The sequence below is a fragment of the Mariniflexile sp. AS56 genome (genome assembly GCF_030552475.1).
Lineage (GTDB): Bacteria > Bacteroidota > Bacteroidia > Flavobacteriales > Flavobacteriaceae > Mariniflexile.
Genome location: NZ_JAUPED010000017.1, coordinates 1 through 15,574, shown reverse-complemented (window position 1 = coordinate 15,574; position 15,574 = coordinate 1). Strand labels below are relative to the sequence as shown.

Sequence of the window (15,574 nt, the reverse complement as noted above, 5' to 3'; positions counted from 1 at the left end):
TTAAAGGTTATTATTTGTTTAAGATTTCTTTAACATTGCTGTGTTACTTATCAGCGTACTAAAATTTAACTCATTTTGTAACCGTACGTTTTTTTAAGTGTAGATAAATTAATATTAATAAGCAAAGACAAAGAAATTATGTGTTAATGAAATTTAAGCGAAAGCAACGGAAACTAAAAACCATACCGACCGAATAGGTTAGTTAAAAACAAGTATCAACTAAAACTTACAGATCTAAGTGATTAAACAAGATTTAAATGTATGAAAAAACAAACCCTTTACACAAAACAACCCGCTATCGGTTTTAATTTGGGAAGGAAAGTGAGGTCCTTTGTATTACTCATTTTCATGTCTCATTTTACCCTTTGGGCACAGCAAACCATTACCGTTAAAGGTATCGTAACCGAAGGGGAAACGGGTATGCCCATAATTGGCGCCAATATTCTTCAACAGGGTACTACAAATGGTGCAATGACCGATTTTGACGGTAATTTTATTTTAAAAGTTCCAGCTAATGCTACTTTAGTAGTTAGTTATTTGGGCTTCACCACACAAAATATTGCAGTTAACAGTAAAACGGTAATTAATGTCGTTATGCAGGGAGAAGCTACTGGCTTAGACGAAATAATTATTGTCGGCTATGGTCAACAAAAGAAAGAAAGCGTGGTAGGCTCCATTGTTCAGGTTTCTGGGGAAAAGCTTATGCAGTCCGGTGGGGTATCTACAGTAGGACAAGCGCTTACAGGACGTTTGCCCGGTGTTACCACCATTTCTTCTACAGGACGTCCAGGAGAAGAATCTCCTGATATTTTTATTCGTGGAAAGAGTTCCTGGAACGGTAGTGGACAGCCACTTATTTTGGTAGATGGTATTGAACGGAGTATGAACGATGTCAATTCCAATGATGTGGAGAGCATCTCTGTATTGAAGGATGCCTCGGCTACCGCTGTATTTGGTGTAAAAGGTGCTAATGGTGTTATCCTTATCACCACAAAACGTGGTAAAGTTGGTAAGGCTCAGCTTTCATTAACAGCAAGTTCGACTTTTAAGGCACCTTCGAAATTACCTACAAAATACGATGCGTATGATGGTATAACCGTCGCCAACGAGTCTATTGAACGTTCTGTCCCAGCTAATGAGGGGGCTTGGAGATACTATGTGCCTGAGTCCATTGCAGATAGGTATAGGAATCCAATTAATGATACGGATAAATATGTGTATCCCAATGTAGATTGGATAAAGACGACTCAAAAGGATTTTGCCATGGATTATAAGGTAGATCTTTCCGTTAGTGGTGGTACCGAGTCTGTGAAATACTTTGGGGCTATTAACTATAACCATGTAGGAGATATCTATGACTCAAACGCCTTTGATAACGACAGGGGGTATACTACAGATTTTTCTTATGATCGTTTTAACTTTAGGAGCAATATAGATTTTGATATAACCAAATCTACTCGTCTTTCCGTAAACCTTTCTGGGTATTACGGGGTTCAAGGTGGTACGAGTGTTGATAGATCATTACTTAATAACAGTATTTACGAAATGGCACCAGATTTGTTTTATCCCTTGTATCCTGATGGTACTTATGGTCAAGCAGTAGTCAATAGATACGATATCCTTAACCCTGCGGTTTCTTTGACAGCAAGAGGCGATACCAATGAACATAGGGTACAGGTGAATACCGATTTTGTCCTGCAACAAAAATTAGACTTCGTTACAGAAGGACTAAGTTTTAGAGGTTCTTTTTCCTTTGATAACAACTTTAGAGGTAATGAAGGTATTAATGACCCTAAACAGGGTGCAGATGACAATGTGACTTTCAAGGTTTATAATGATGATGGAACGTTTTATTATGTGACCCCTCCGGGTAAAAATCAATTTGATTATGTAGTTCAGCCATGGTCTAGAAACGGTTTGAATATTAATGATAATAATTCTAGTCGACGTTTGTTCTACCAGCTTTCTTTTAATTATGATCGTGTTTTTGGAGAACATACCGTAGGCCTGTTGGCTTTAATGAACAGAGAGGAGTATGCTATAGGAAATATGTTCCCGAGATATCGGGAAGATTGGGTGGCCCGAGCTACCTATAACTATGATAGCCGTTATTTTATTGATGTGAACGGAGCTTATAACGGTTCGGAGAAATACGGGCCAGGTTTTAGGTTCGATCTCTTTCCTTCGGTAGCACTAGGCTGGATGGTATCTAATGAAAATTTTATGAACGGAACAGATAGTTGGTTAAACAAGCTTAAGATTCGTGGTTCTTACGGTATAGTAGGTGATGATTCTTCAGGTGGCAGATGGGGCTATGTTTCCCAGTGGGGCAGTGGAGGAAATGCTTTTTTAAACAGCAGTGATAAATGGAGTAGATCGCCGTATACGTTTTATAAAGAAACTACAATCGGAAACCCGAATCTGCAATGGGAGACCTCGCAGAAAGCGAATATCGGTTTTGAATTAGCTGTTCTAAAAAATATGTTCACCCTGGACGTGGATTTCTTTAAGGAGGATCGTGATAATATCGTTATTCCTGCCAATGACCGAAGTGTTCCTAGCTTTTTTGGTTTTCAACCGCCAGATGCCAACCTAGGAAAAACATCTGTAAAAGGTATGGAGTTGGCTCTAAATTATAAGCAACAACTTACGGAGAATTGGAGTGTTAATGGCGATTTTGCCTACACCTTTACCAAGGATGAGATAATTTATAAAGAAGATCCTGAGCTTAGACCGTCGTATCAAAAAGCGGCTGGGTATGCTATAGATCAACCACGTGAAATAATAAGGGGAGATTTGATGATGAATTGGGATGATGTATATGGTTCGTATCCTCGAGAAAGTAACCAAGGTGCGCGTAGACCTGGTTTCTATGATGAACAGGACTGGAACATGGATGGGTTTGTAAGTGGAGCTTATGATGCAGTGCCTTATGGGTATACTGAGCGGCCTCAGAATACTTATAACCTTACCTTGGGGACTAACTACAAGAAATTTAGTTTTAGTATTCAATTTTATGGGGTTAGCAATGCGACCAAATCATATCAAGACAGGACATTTGTTGGAGAATCTCACTTGTACTTTGATTTCCTTTCGGACTACTGGAGCAAGGAGAACCCTGATGGAGAACACGTTCTTAGTGGATTTAATAACACACAACACAGTACAGATTCTTATAGACAATGGTATGATGCCTCTTTTATAAAATTACAAAACATGGAATTTGCATACACTTTTGGTTCCAAAGAAGGTAGCAGTTACAGGGTGTACCTAAACGGAAACAATTTGGCCTTCTGGTCCAAGCTTCCGGATGATAGATTGAGCAATGATGATGGTAATTTTAGAGGAAGCTATCCTTCGTTTAGGAGAATTAATCTAGGGCTAAATATTAACTTTTAAGAGCGATTACTATGAAAAATATATTTAAATTAATATGTGGGGTGTTTTTGATAGGAACAATTACAGTTTCCTGTGAAGATTACTTAGATAAAACAATTGAAACCGACCTAAGCATCAATGAGGTATTCAAAGATTTTAACAATGCCCAAGGTTGGACAGAGGAAATGTATGCTATGATGGTTGATTATGCAGGAGCTTTCTGGCAGTATTACGGCTATTATGGCGAAGAATCTGTGAACAACCGTACTTGGATGTTCGATTTTAGTATAGATCAGGGTAATTACGGGAACTGGGCAACTCAAAGAGGTATGTTTCTGATTGTGCAAGGTGGTAATAATTCTTCACCAAAGGATACTAATGCAGACTATCCTTTTGATAGAAGTTCTATATGGGTAAGTAGCTGGCAAGGAATACGAAAAGCGAACATAGCCATTGAAAATGCCGAGACCTTAATGGTGAATGCTACGCAACAAGAAAAGGATGCCATTATGGGACAGTCTTATTTCTTTAGAGCGTTTTTTCATCATGAAATTATGAAATTCTGGGGTTCTATACCATATATTGATAGGGTTTTAGAAAATGATTGGCAGTTGCCAAGACCTTCGGAATGGTCTGAAACGGCTTTGAGTATAGATGCGGATTTTGATAGAGCCATTGCGTTGCTTCCTGCAGATTGGGACGATTCAAATTGGGCTCCTGGCGCGAAGACAAGAGGACAGAATGGTTTCCGTATTACCAAAGGTGCGGCCATGGCAATGAAAGGAAAGAATCTTTTATTTGCAGCTAGCCCATTAATGCAGGGCAGTGATAATACCTATGGATATAATAAGGAATTAAGTATGAAAGCCGCCGAAGCGTTGGCTCAGGTAATTCAAATGCCAAGATATCAATTGGTGCCTTGGGATAATTATGGTTCTGTGTTCTATTCAACGAACGGACAGTATCCTCTCTCTACCGAGTTTATTTTAAGTCAACCTGGAAACGTAGGTTGGTATCCTCGCTATTTACCGTCTATATGGCAATTAACAGATGTTGCTATGAGTTCAGGTGATACTGGTGCAGCCCCTACCCACAACTATATCCATAATTATTTTGGAATGAAGGATGGCTTGGCATGTGATGATAGTCCTTTGTTCGACCCCCAAGATCCTTGGAAAAATAGGGATCCCCGTTTTAACAAATGGATTGTGGTAGATGGTGATCAGTTGATTGACAATTTAGGAGCCGCTACTGGCGCTGCTGCTGTCCACCGATATGCCCAATTTTTTAATGATGGGGCACACCGTAATCCCAATAAGACTACTGGTTCTCTAACAGGGTATGGCATGAAAAAATGGTCTCCAAGAAATTTTAATAAGTTCGATAATGTAGAAGCATTTGGGTGGAGAGCACATGTAAGGCTTACCGATGTCTACCTCATGTATGCCGAGGCTGCTGTAATGGCCTATGGTTTAAACGGAACCGCACCTGGATTCAATATGTCGGCAGTAGACGCCATCAATGCCATACGTGAACGTGCCGTTCCCGACGGCAGTTTAAATGTTCAGCCACAGTATTTAACCAGTGTAAACAAGTTTATGGATGAAATCCGTAGAGAGCGGGCCGTAGAAATGAGTTACGAAAACCACCGCTGGATGGATGTAAGACGCTGGAAATTGGGTACAGATATGAAATACCGATTAAAAACAGGTATCCGTTTTGACCGAAATGCGGCTGGAAAACCGATCAACTTCCAAGAAGAGATAATACGTACTAAAGTTTTTGAAGAAAAACATTATTGGTTACCGTTTCCTCAGAATGATACGGAATTGTACGAAGGATTCCCACAAAACCCGGGATGGTAAAATCAAAACTGTTTTCACTATTTGTTAATATAAATAATCTATGACACACTTTAATAAATATAAAAAATCATTGTTGTTCGGGTGCTTCTCTGTGATGTTTACCCTTACATTATCCGCACAGGACAATGATAAAACCGCAAACATCGATTCCTTAGAAATAGATACCAATAATTTGGTATCCAAGATAAGGGAAGAGGTAAGCCTAGGATTTCAGAATCGAGAGAATATAGACGTGGTCGGTGCGGTATCTACCATCGAGCCTGGCAATTTTCTTAAGTATGACAACACCCAATGGGTCCGTGATGCCTTGTATGGCAGAATGACCGGGCTTAAAGGAAGCGATAATATTCGTGGCTTAGGTACTGCCTTGATCGTTGTGGATGGTATTCCAGGTAGAAGTATTGATTTGCTTAATATGGAAGAAATCAAGGAAATCACCATTCTAAAGGATGCCAATGCAGTAGCTCTATATGGTGCTATGGGTAGGAATGGGGTTATCGTTGTAACCACTAAGCGTGGTACGGAAAAGCAAGAGTTTAATGTAAGTGTTAGTTCGGGAATCAAGTTTCCTACAAGCATGCCAAATTATCTGGGCTCTGCTGAATATATGACGCTTTTTAATGAAGCCAGAGCCAATGATGGGCTGGCTCCGAATCCAGGTTTTACTGATGAGGTAATCGCCAATCATGCTAGTGGTATCAATCCTTACCGGTATCCCAGTGTAGATTTATACAGTAGTGATTATATGAAGGATTATGCGTCCTTTTCCAATGTAGTGGCCGATTTCTCGGGAGCCGTAAAGGATACCAGATATTATATCAATATTGGTTTTAAGAGCGATCAAACCTTACAGAATGTTACCGAGAACGATAGAGGTGCTAATCGGTTTAATGTTCGTGGAAATATTGATTTCCGAGTAAATGATTGGATCAAGAGTAGCTTTGATATGATTGCTATTCTTGAACAGAATAAAACCTCTTTGACCAATCTTTATGATGCAGGTAACAGTTTTAGGCCTGACCTATATTCTCCTTTATTACCTATTAGTGCTATAGATACCACTAACAATCCCGAATTAGCAGGGGTGTTGGAGGCCGCCAAAAAATTTGGCGGATTCCTTATAGGCGGAAATCAGAATTTTAGAGACAATGTCCCTTTGGGTGACGCATATGCTGGTGGGAGTAGAACCAACGTAACAAGAATAAGTCAGGTAAACAATGCCATCGATTTTGACTTGAGTGCTATTACGGAAGGTTTATCTGCTAAAACGTATTTGAGTTTTGATTTTTATAATTTTTATAATACTAGTAATGTAAACCAGTTTGCCGCCTATGAACCAACTTGGAACGATGAGGGTAAGATTGTAGGATTGGTAAACGTAAGGGAAAATGACCGTGCAGGACTCACAGAAAATATTAGTTCCAATCTGTTTACCATTCGTTACGGTTTCTACGGGATGATCAACTATGAGAAGCAGTTAGGCGAAAATCACGCTATCAACGCTTCCTTAGTAGCGCTTGGAAATAGCACTCATGTTCTCAACGAGAAACAATCCTCTAAGAATAACCATTTAGGAATGAGTGTTAACTATACGTACAAGAACAAATTGATGTTCGATTTTAATTCGTCCTACGTGCATTCCATAAAATTACCCGAAGGCAATCGAGGTAAGTTTGCTCCCACATTGGGCTTTAGCTATGTGCTAACTGAGGAACCGTCTTTAAAGGATTCTTCTTGGTTAAATTATTTTAAATTACGATCTTCTTATGGCGTTGTTTATTCTGATTTTGGTATTGATGGATATTTTTTATATGATGCCATTTATCAACAAAGTAATCCTAATGGATACTATAATTGGGGAGATACATCTGGTTCTGGATTCAATAATCAATACACCACAATAGACAGAGGTCAGAACGATAATCTGGGCATGGAGAAAAGAATGGACTACAACCTTGGTTTCGAAGCCTTGATTGCCAAAAAATTATGGGTAGAGGCCAACGTTTTTAGATCCGATTTGAGCGACCAAGTAATCCAAGCAACTACTCCGTACCCAGAATACTATGGAGGGTTTAGGCCTTATTCCAATTTCAACGCTGATAAATATTCCGGTTTTGAATTCGGTGCCAACTATTTGGATCGTTTTGGTGGGTTTGGTATGAACATCGGTGCCAGGGTATTATACACCAATTCTATTAGGAAACAGGTAGATGAAGTTTACGCTGACGAGTACCAGAATAGAGAGGGTAAAACTGTGAATGCTATTTTTGGCTTGAAGTCTATGGGCTTCTTTGGTGAGGATGATTTTAACACTGATGGTTCCCTTAAGGCAGGCATACCTACGCAGTTCGGGGCATTACAGCCAGGAGACCTTCGTTATAGAGATATAAACAACGATGGAATGGTAAACAATCAAGATCAAGTTTCCATAGGTCGATGGGATTCACCTTGGACCTTTAGTTCTGATATTACTTTGGATTATGGTCCCTTTACGCTCTTTGCGCTCTTAACCGCCGAAGTTGGGGGTAATGGTGTAGCCGATGGTAACTATTATCGCCCTCAGGGAGATCAGAAATACTCTGAGGTGGTTCGTGGGCGTTGGACTCCTGAAACAGCTAATACTGCAACTTTTCCAAGATTGTCTTCCTTGCCAAATACGAACAACCTAGGTGTGAACTCCACCTTTTGGTTGTATGACAATAGTAACTTTAGGTTGCAACGGGTACAATTGACCTATGATCTACCAAGAAATTGGGTAGACAAGATGAACATGGAGGATTTTAGTGTATACGCTTCCGGATCAAACTTGGCGGAGATTTCAAAAAACAAGGACATTCGCGAACTGCAATTGAATAATAGCCCAATGTACCGTTACTATTCCTTGGGACTTAGAATGAAGTTTTAACTGAAAAAATAGATTTTAGACATGAAGAAAATTTTTAAATATACAACGATAGCGTTCGTTCTTTTATCCGTAGGTGCTTGTACTTTGTTGGAGCCATTGGATGAAAACCTACAAGGGGAGAACCGATTGAACAATGATCCCATCTTTGCCGAAGGCTTACTGCTCAACGGCTATGAGGGAATGCCCAATCAGTATTCTTTTAGTGACGTGGCTACCGACGATGCGGTCAATAATGTTGTTAACAATTATAGACTGATGGCTACAGGTGAATGGAATGCTCAAAATGCATTTACAAGTAGGTGGGGACAGTACGAGCAAATCCTATATTTGAACAATTTCTTGGAAGTTATTGATAATGTATCTTGGAAAAGGGATAGTGTTACCAATCAACTTTTTAAGGAAAGAATGCGAGGTGAAGCCATTGCGTTGAGAGCTATACGACATTTTTGGATTTTACAAGAACATGGTGGGATGGGTACTTCCGGGAAACTATTGGGAATACCTTATATTTCGGAGTTCTTGTCTTTTGATGCAGATTTTAATATACCAAGATTAGGCTTTCAAGAGACGGTGGCTCGTATCAATGTAGATTTTGAAGAGGCTCTACAGTATTTGCCGATGGATTGGGATGGAGATCTTGCCAATCGCCCCTCAAGATATGACGGTATTGATCCTCAAAGATATCAGTTTGTTTTTGGTACTACCCAAGATGGCCGTGTTAGCGGAAGGATTATTAAAGCTTTTCAGGCAAAAATGAATATGTTGGCAGCTAGCCCTGCGTTTTTGAACGGATCGGGAGATAACTACCAAAAAGCCGCAAATATCTTGGCAAGTCTATTGAACGATAACGGAGGAGTAGCCGGATTGGACCCTAACGGGGTGACTAATTTTTACGACTTCCCTAACGGTACGCGTAAATTTTTAGAAGTACTGTGGAGAGAAAATGTTTATAGCTCCGCATGGGTAGAGCAAGCCAATTTTCCGCCTTCTTTGAATGGGAATGGAGGTGTAAACCCTACTCAGAATTTAGTAGACGCGTTTCCAATGTTGGACGGTACGCCGTTTTCAACTTCACACCCAAATTACAACGCAGCTAATCCTTATGCTAATAGAGACCCTCGTTTGTCGAAGTACGTATTGTATAATGGAAACAATCTTAATGGTAGGGTTATCAATACAGGTGTTGGTGGAGGCAGTAATGAGGTTGACAAGGTGCCGGGTAAATCTACACGTTCTGGATTTTACATGAAGAAATTGGTAGATCCTGATTTAGTAATCAGCAATGATGGGAGTACGACCACTACAGAGAAAATGAATATTTATTTACGATATACCGATTTGTATCTATTATTAGCTGAATCTGCCAATGAATTGGGAGGTCCAGATCATATGGTAGGAAGTATGAGTGCGCGGACTATAATTGGTGCTATACGAGCCAGAGCTGGAATAGGGCAAGGTAATGGGGATGCTTATTTAACGGGCATAGCTTCTAAAGAAGCTATGCGCAATCTTATCCGCAACGAACGCCGATTGGAACTTTGTTTTGAAGGATATCGCTTATACGACCTAAGACGATGGGGTATTCTGGATAATATACCTAACGTTACTGGAGCAAAATATGATGGGGCTAATTATACAATATTAAATGTGGAATCTAGAATTTATAGTAGTAACGCTAACTATGGACCCATACCACAGAAAGAGGTTGTGAAATTTAACCAATTGGAGCAAAATCAAGGATGGTAATCTCTTGGATAAATAGAAAATAAATTAGGTTTGGTTAAGGTTTCCGGTAAGTGCTGGGAACCTAAATCAAAAAAATGTTTAACAATTAATTCTTCATTAATGAATACAAAAAATATAGTTTTATTAATATGTGCGCTGATAACTTTATCATGTAGCAACACCGAACCGGAGTTTGATGATTACGTGTTTCAGGGAGCCTATTTTCCCTATCAGACCCCCGCTCGTACCCTAATCTTAGGAGATTATGAGTTGGCTTTTAACGATAACGATAATGATCATAGGTTCGAAATAACAGCCTTAATGACAGGGGTGTATACTAATGATCAAGAACGAAAAATCTATTTTAAGGTAGATAATAGTCTTTTGAACAACGTAGCTAATGTAAAGGCACTCCCGGCAGACTATTATACTTTTGAAACAGTAAGCCCCGTGTCTATACCTGTAGGTTCTACCAAAGCTCGTATTCTCGTGCAGTTACGCGACGCGTTTTTTCAGGACACCTTGTCGTTTGGTAAAGTAAATACCACTAATTATGTAATTCCGTTGGTAATGTACAAGGCGGATAATTTGGATACCTTGGCCGTAGGAAGGAGTTTTATGACCAATCCAGATCGGGTAAATCCTGCCGATTGGGATGTGCTTCCAAAGGATTATACCTTATTTGGAATTAAGTTTATGAACAGGTTTCATGGTAATTACCTGAGAAGAGGTAAGGATATGATTACGTCTCCAACTTCTGTTTTAGGTAGAGAATATAATGCCGATTTTGTTGAGCGAGACGAATTAACACTGTTAGAGACTGCTGGAATGGACAAGGTGAAATACCAAAATCTTATAGGACGTGGTCAAAACTCTAGTCCAGGCAATGTTATTATGGAACTTTTCTTTAAGAACGACAATACCTGTACCATCAGTAGTTTTAAGGGCGATACTTATAATGTTACAGGCACTGGCCAATTTGTTGAAGACGGCGATTCCTTTGGAGGTAAACCAAAGGATGTAATCTATTTAAATTATACCTATACCGATGCCATTAATGCTGAGACCCATACTGTAAAGGATACTTTGGTGATACGGGATAGAACGGCCATTTTTGAAGAGTTTGAAGTTAAACTTAAAGACCAATAGATAATGAGAAAAATTATAAATATCGCACGATTAAATTTCGTGGTCCTAATAATGGTATTGCCTTTGGTGTTGTTGTCCACTTCATGTAGTAGCGATGAAGAAAGTACCTATTCCAGATTAAGTGGAATTTCAATGAAAACACAACCCAAAGTAAAGTATGTACTTGGTGAAAGTTTAGATCTTACGGGTATGGTGATTTCCGTAGGTACAGGGGATAATAAAAAAGATATTCCCTATAGCTCTTTTGGAGCAGAAGGGATTACTACTGAACCCGAAAATGGTAAGGTATTAGGTTTTACAGATGAAGCCGTAACTATTAGGTTGAGCAATACAAGCAAAGGTATGATTCAACCCATAGAAGTTACTAATGATATTATAGAGCTAATAGTGAAAATAGAACCCAAAACAAGTTATGTCAGCGGGGAGATATTAGATTTATCTGGCCTTGTAGTAACTACGGTGCAGGAGGATGGAACGACCGCAGATGTGGCTTTCGCTGATTTTGGAAAAAAGTTTGGAACCACTCCAATGAATGGTGCTATTCTGACGGTAAATAATACAGGTGTCGTTATTTCCTATTTAGAATCAGAAGCAAAAGTTACTCAGCCCATTAGTGTAATCGCCTTTGAGCCGGTAAGCGCCACTTTAGTGAGCGGTCCTACAAAAAACGTATACGAATTAGGGGAAAGGTTGAACCTTGAAGGGACGGTTATTAACTATATGCTTCCAGGTGGACTGGAACTTGAGCTTTCTTTTGAGGAGTTTGCTTCTTTCGATATTACAACCACGCCGGCCAATGAGGATAAACTTAAGGCTACAGATAATGAAGTTCAAGCAATGACCGTTTCGGGAAACATGTTAGGGATACCTATAACCGTAACCCAATTGAATGTTACCGGAATGACTCTGGAATTTAAACCAGATAAAACGCTTTATGCTGTTGGAGAATTGATAGACCTTAAAGGCCTAAGCGTAATCTTGACTATTCTTGGAAAACCGGACTTGATAGTTGCCTCTCAAGATTTTGATATCTATGGTATTATTACAGACCCAGCAGAAGGAACATCCTATGTGGACGGGACTACGGAAATCGTGGTTACTTATCCGGGTATTGCAGATACTATTTCCATACCCTTGGGGTCGGAGATTATGTACGAATCTAATTTCACTGCCGGTATCGATGGTTGGATTAATCAAGGCTTTGATGGTGGTTCTTCCAATGTTTATGCGGAAGGTGGAGTTATGATTTCTAAGGACATCGTTGTAGGTACCAACCCATGGTCCCTACAATTGTATAAACCAAACTTTACCTTGGAGAATGGTGTCAAATATAAACTTACTTTAGAAATAAAGGCCGTTCCCGGTCAAGGAGGTTTTAATTTTAGCTTCTCAGTTGGTGATGGTGATGGACGTCACGGCTGGCAAGCCTATGGCGCACAAGGAAGCGTATCACTTACCGATTCAGCATACGCAATGTATGAAAATGTGTTTACAATGACGAATACTACTACGAATGCGGCTAGGATTTTATTGGATAATGGATATCAAGCCAACGGTATTATGGTTCGCTATGTTAAGTTAGAAAAGTTATAAAATTCCAATTCAAATAATTAATTGGAGGTGCTGTCTTCCTGGATTTTGGACAGCATTAAACCATATAATGTAATACTATAGTTTAGTTTAGTTTGTTAGTTTAGATAGATGGGTTAAGGCTAAAGGATGATGAAATCATTTAGTCTTGACCCTATAACTATTTACCTAATACAGGAAAACAGATAAGTCGTATTTAAAGTACAGATTTTTATAAATTTAATAACAAAAACATAAAAATGAACAATAACAATTTCTTAAAGCATTCCTTAATAGTATTATGCTTAATTTCTACACTATTAAGTGCCGCTCAAAAATCAAAAATTAATATGCCAAATGGACGTATTGCTTTTAGTTCTGATGGAAATTTACATGATTCAGATGATTGGGGAGCAACCGCTTTTTCTCTAGCACTTTTACATTATGCAGATTTAGAAAAACGCTTTGTACATTATGATTATAATAATCATTTAGGAGATTCTAGAGAAAGTTGGGAAAAAATGATGGACGAGGCTGCCAAAGGTGGAGCTAAACGTTTTGGACTTAATGTCTCTAAAGTATTTAATGATCAAACTGAAAAGGAAGCCGCAATAGCTAATTTTGCAAAAGAAGCGAAAAAAAGTACTAAAAGTAATCCACTTTGGTTTATCTGTGCTGGCCCAATGCAAATGCCTTATAGTTTGATAGAAGCTACACCAGAAAATAAACGTCAATTTATTTATGCTGTATCTCATAGTACTTGGAATGAAGATCATACCCATGGCGAAAACGAAAAAACCTGGGCAGATATGAAAAAGGATTTTCCATCAGTAACTTATTATGATATTATTGACCAAAACAATGCAAATGGTGAAGATGATTTTCAATCACATATAAACAATTGGAAATGGTTGAAGAATAGCTCAAATGAAAATTGGCAATGGTTATATAATTTGGATGATACATACCAAGTAGATGAGTTAGAGACTTGGGATTCTAATACAGAAAAACATTTTGATATTTCGGATACAGGCATTACTTATTGGTTAATTACTGGAGGCCCAAACAATGGGAATGAAAAAGCAGGGTGGAAGGAAGTGAAAGCGCTTTTTGAAAACAAACCCATCGAAATGACTAGCCCAACAACAGATATTACACTAACCTCTAACGATTACATTTTTATAGAAGCAGAAAATACAACTTCCAATTTACAAGAATGGAACCTTATAAAAAAAGGAGATGCTCATTACACTGAAAAAGCTTCTGGTTTTGCGCATATTGAGTTTGCAGGTAATAATGCGAATACGGGAGAACCTAATTCACCTTTAGATTACACTTTTGTAGCTCCTAAAGATGGAAATTATAGGTTGTTAATGATGAGCAGTAAACGATTGGAAGGCGAACAAGGCGATTGGTGTAATGATGGTTTTGTTAAAATGAAAGGTGATTTTACCTCAGAAACTAATTTGTCTAAAGCGGAATTAGAAGATTATATTAAATATTTTCAAGAAGGTAGTACAAATACACATGAATTAGAATGGCATTGGGGGCAACGCGCAGAAAAGGGGACGCATGTATTTTTTGATTTAATCTATGGATTAAAAAAAGGAGAACACTATACGTTAACTTTAGCAGGAAGATCAAAACGATTTAGTGTGGATTATTTAGTTTTTTATGACGCAGATAAATTTAGTTTAATTGATGCCAAAGCGCTTTTTAAAAATTAATAACCTCTATATCGGGTACCATGCAAAAAAGACCTGCTCTTAATTTTTCGGGATTAAGATGAGGTCTTTTTTATACATCATATTTTAGATTTTACCCTACTCAAAGTTTCTTGTGATATATTAATATAAGAAGCAACTATTTTATTTGGTAAACGCTTAACAATACTGGGGTTTATTTTAAACAGTTGTTTATACCGTTCTGAAGCGTCTAGAGTTGTAAATGATATTAATCTTTTTGAATTATTCACGTACGCTTTTTCTAAATAGATATTATAAAAATCTTTCCATTTGGGAATAATGGTAATAAGGTGTCTAAAATCATCGTGAGTGATGTATAACAGTTCGCTATTTTCAATAACTTGAATCGTTTCTTGTGCAGGTTCCTTCGTTATAAAACTAACAAGTTCTGTAGCAAACTGATTTTCAAATGCAATATACCGCGTAATGTCTTTTCCTTCCGCATCGATGTAAAATAGTCTTAGGCAGCCTTTTTTTACAAAATAACTAACCTGACTATTTTTTCCATTTGAAAGTAAAATGTCATTTTTACTTTTGTTTATTGTTTTGAAATAAGATAGTACGATTTTTAAATCTTTATCTTCAATATTTATATTCTTTTTTATGTATTTGGTGAGTTCTATGTAGTTTGTCATTTATTTGTAGTCTCTTACAAATTTACGATAATGAATGATATCCTGAATGGTTAGCACCATCAAATCGTGTTCGTTTGCAAACGGTATAATCGTTTCCATTTTTGCCATGGTTCCGTCGTCGTTCATCAATTCACAAAGTACGGCTTCTGGTTTTAAACCTGCTAATTTCATTAAATCAACACTACCTTCTGTATGCCCCTTTCTTTCAAGTACACCATTGTTTTTAGCTCTTAATGGAAAAATATGCCCAGGTTTTGCTAAATCATTACTTTTAGCATTTTCACTAGATGCCACTTGAATAGTTGTCAAGCGGTCTTTAGCCGAAACTCCTGTTGTTACGCCTTCTTTTGCTTCAATAGAAATAGTGAATGGTGTTTGATAACTACTGGTGTTTTCTGTTACCATATAAGGTAATTTAAGTAAATCTGCTTTTTCGTTCGTTAAACATAGACAAACAATTCCACTACATTTCCGAATCATAAGTGCCATATCTTTATTGGTCATATGTTGGGCAGAGAATATTAAATTGTAGGCTTCCCCTGGTTAGAACTGTTTAAATTTCCAAAACTTCTATAAAGTTATCTTTTTTTAATTTAATATTAT

The 15,574-nt window shown here is 38.1% G+C and carries 8 protein-coding genes and 1 pseudogene; 7 read left to right on the top strand and 2 right to left on the bottom strand.

Going from position 1 to position 15,574, the window contains the following annotated elements; all coding sequences use genetic code 11:
• Positions 1-261 precede the first annotated feature (261 nt).
• The 7 genes from Q5N74_RS16205 to Q5N74_RS16175 all read left to right on the top strand — a co-directional run bounded on the left by Q5N74_RS16205 (position 262) and on the right by Q5N74_RS16175 (position 14,318).
• Entirely contained in the window at positions 262-3,399 is a 3,138-nt protein-coding gene (locus Q5N74_RS16205; protein ID WP_304390043.1) for a TonB-dependent receptor, read from the top strand.
• An 11-nt stretch (positions 3,400-3,410) separates the two neighbouring features.
• Positions 3,411-5,243 carry a RagB/SusD family nutrient uptake outer membrane protein gene (locus tag Q5N74_RS16200; protein WP_304390042.1) on the top strand — a complete coding sequence of 611 codons (1,833 nt, stop codon included), beginning with the start codon at positions 3,411-3,413 and terminating at the stop codon, positions 5,241-5,243.
• Between the two features lie 40 nt (positions 5,244-5,283).
• On the top strand, positions 5,284-8,148 hold the full coding sequence (locus tag Q5N74_RS16195) for a SusC/RagA family TonB-linked outer membrane protein (RefSeq protein WP_369686035.1): 2,865 nt from the start codon (positions 5,284-5,286) through the stop codon (positions 8,146-8,148).
• Between the two features lie 21 nt (positions 8,149-8,169).
• Positions 8,170-9,894 carry a RagB/SusD family nutrient uptake outer membrane protein gene (locus tag Q5N74_RS16190; RefSeq protein ID WP_304390041.1) on the top strand — a complete coding sequence of 575 codons (1,725 nt, stop codon included), beginning with the start codon at positions 8,170-8,172 and terminating at the stop codon, positions 9,892-9,894.
• 99 nt (positions 9,895-9,993) lie between these two features.
• On the top strand, positions 9,994-11,022 hold the full coding sequence (locus Q5N74_RS16185; protein ID WP_304390040.1) for a DUF5627 domain-containing protein: 1,029 nt from the start codon (positions 9,994-9,996) through the stop codon (positions 11,020-11,022).
• Positions 11,023-11,154: 132 nt separating this feature from the next.
• A complete protein-coding gene (locus tag Q5N74_RS16180; protein WP_304390039.1) occupies positions 11,155-12,615 on the top strand; it encodes a carbohydrate binding domain-containing protein in 1,461 nt (486 codons plus the stop codon).
• A 236-nt stretch (positions 12,616-12,851) separates the two neighbouring features.
• Positions 12,852-14,318: a hypothetical protein gene (locus Q5N74_RS16175; protein ID WP_304390038.1), complete on the top strand. Its 1,467-nt coding sequence runs from the start codon at positions 12,852-12,854 to the stop codon at positions 14,316-14,318.
• A 77-nt stretch (positions 14,319-14,395) separates the two neighbouring features.
• On the opposite strand, the gene Q5N74_RS16170 is transcribed toward Q5N74_RS16175, so the two are convergent.
• Positions 14,396-14,971: a Crp/Fnr family transcriptional regulator gene (locus Q5N74_RS16170; RefSeq protein WP_304390037.1), complete on the bottom strand. Its 576-nt coding sequence runs from the start codon at positions 14,969-14,971 to the stop codon at positions 14,396-14,398.
• Positions 14,972-15,499, bottom strand: a pseudogene (gene ribB, locus Q5N74_RS16165) (3,4-dihydroxy-2-butanone-4-phosphate synthase); the annotation flags it as partial.
• Positions 15,500-15,574: the final 75 nt, after the last annotated feature.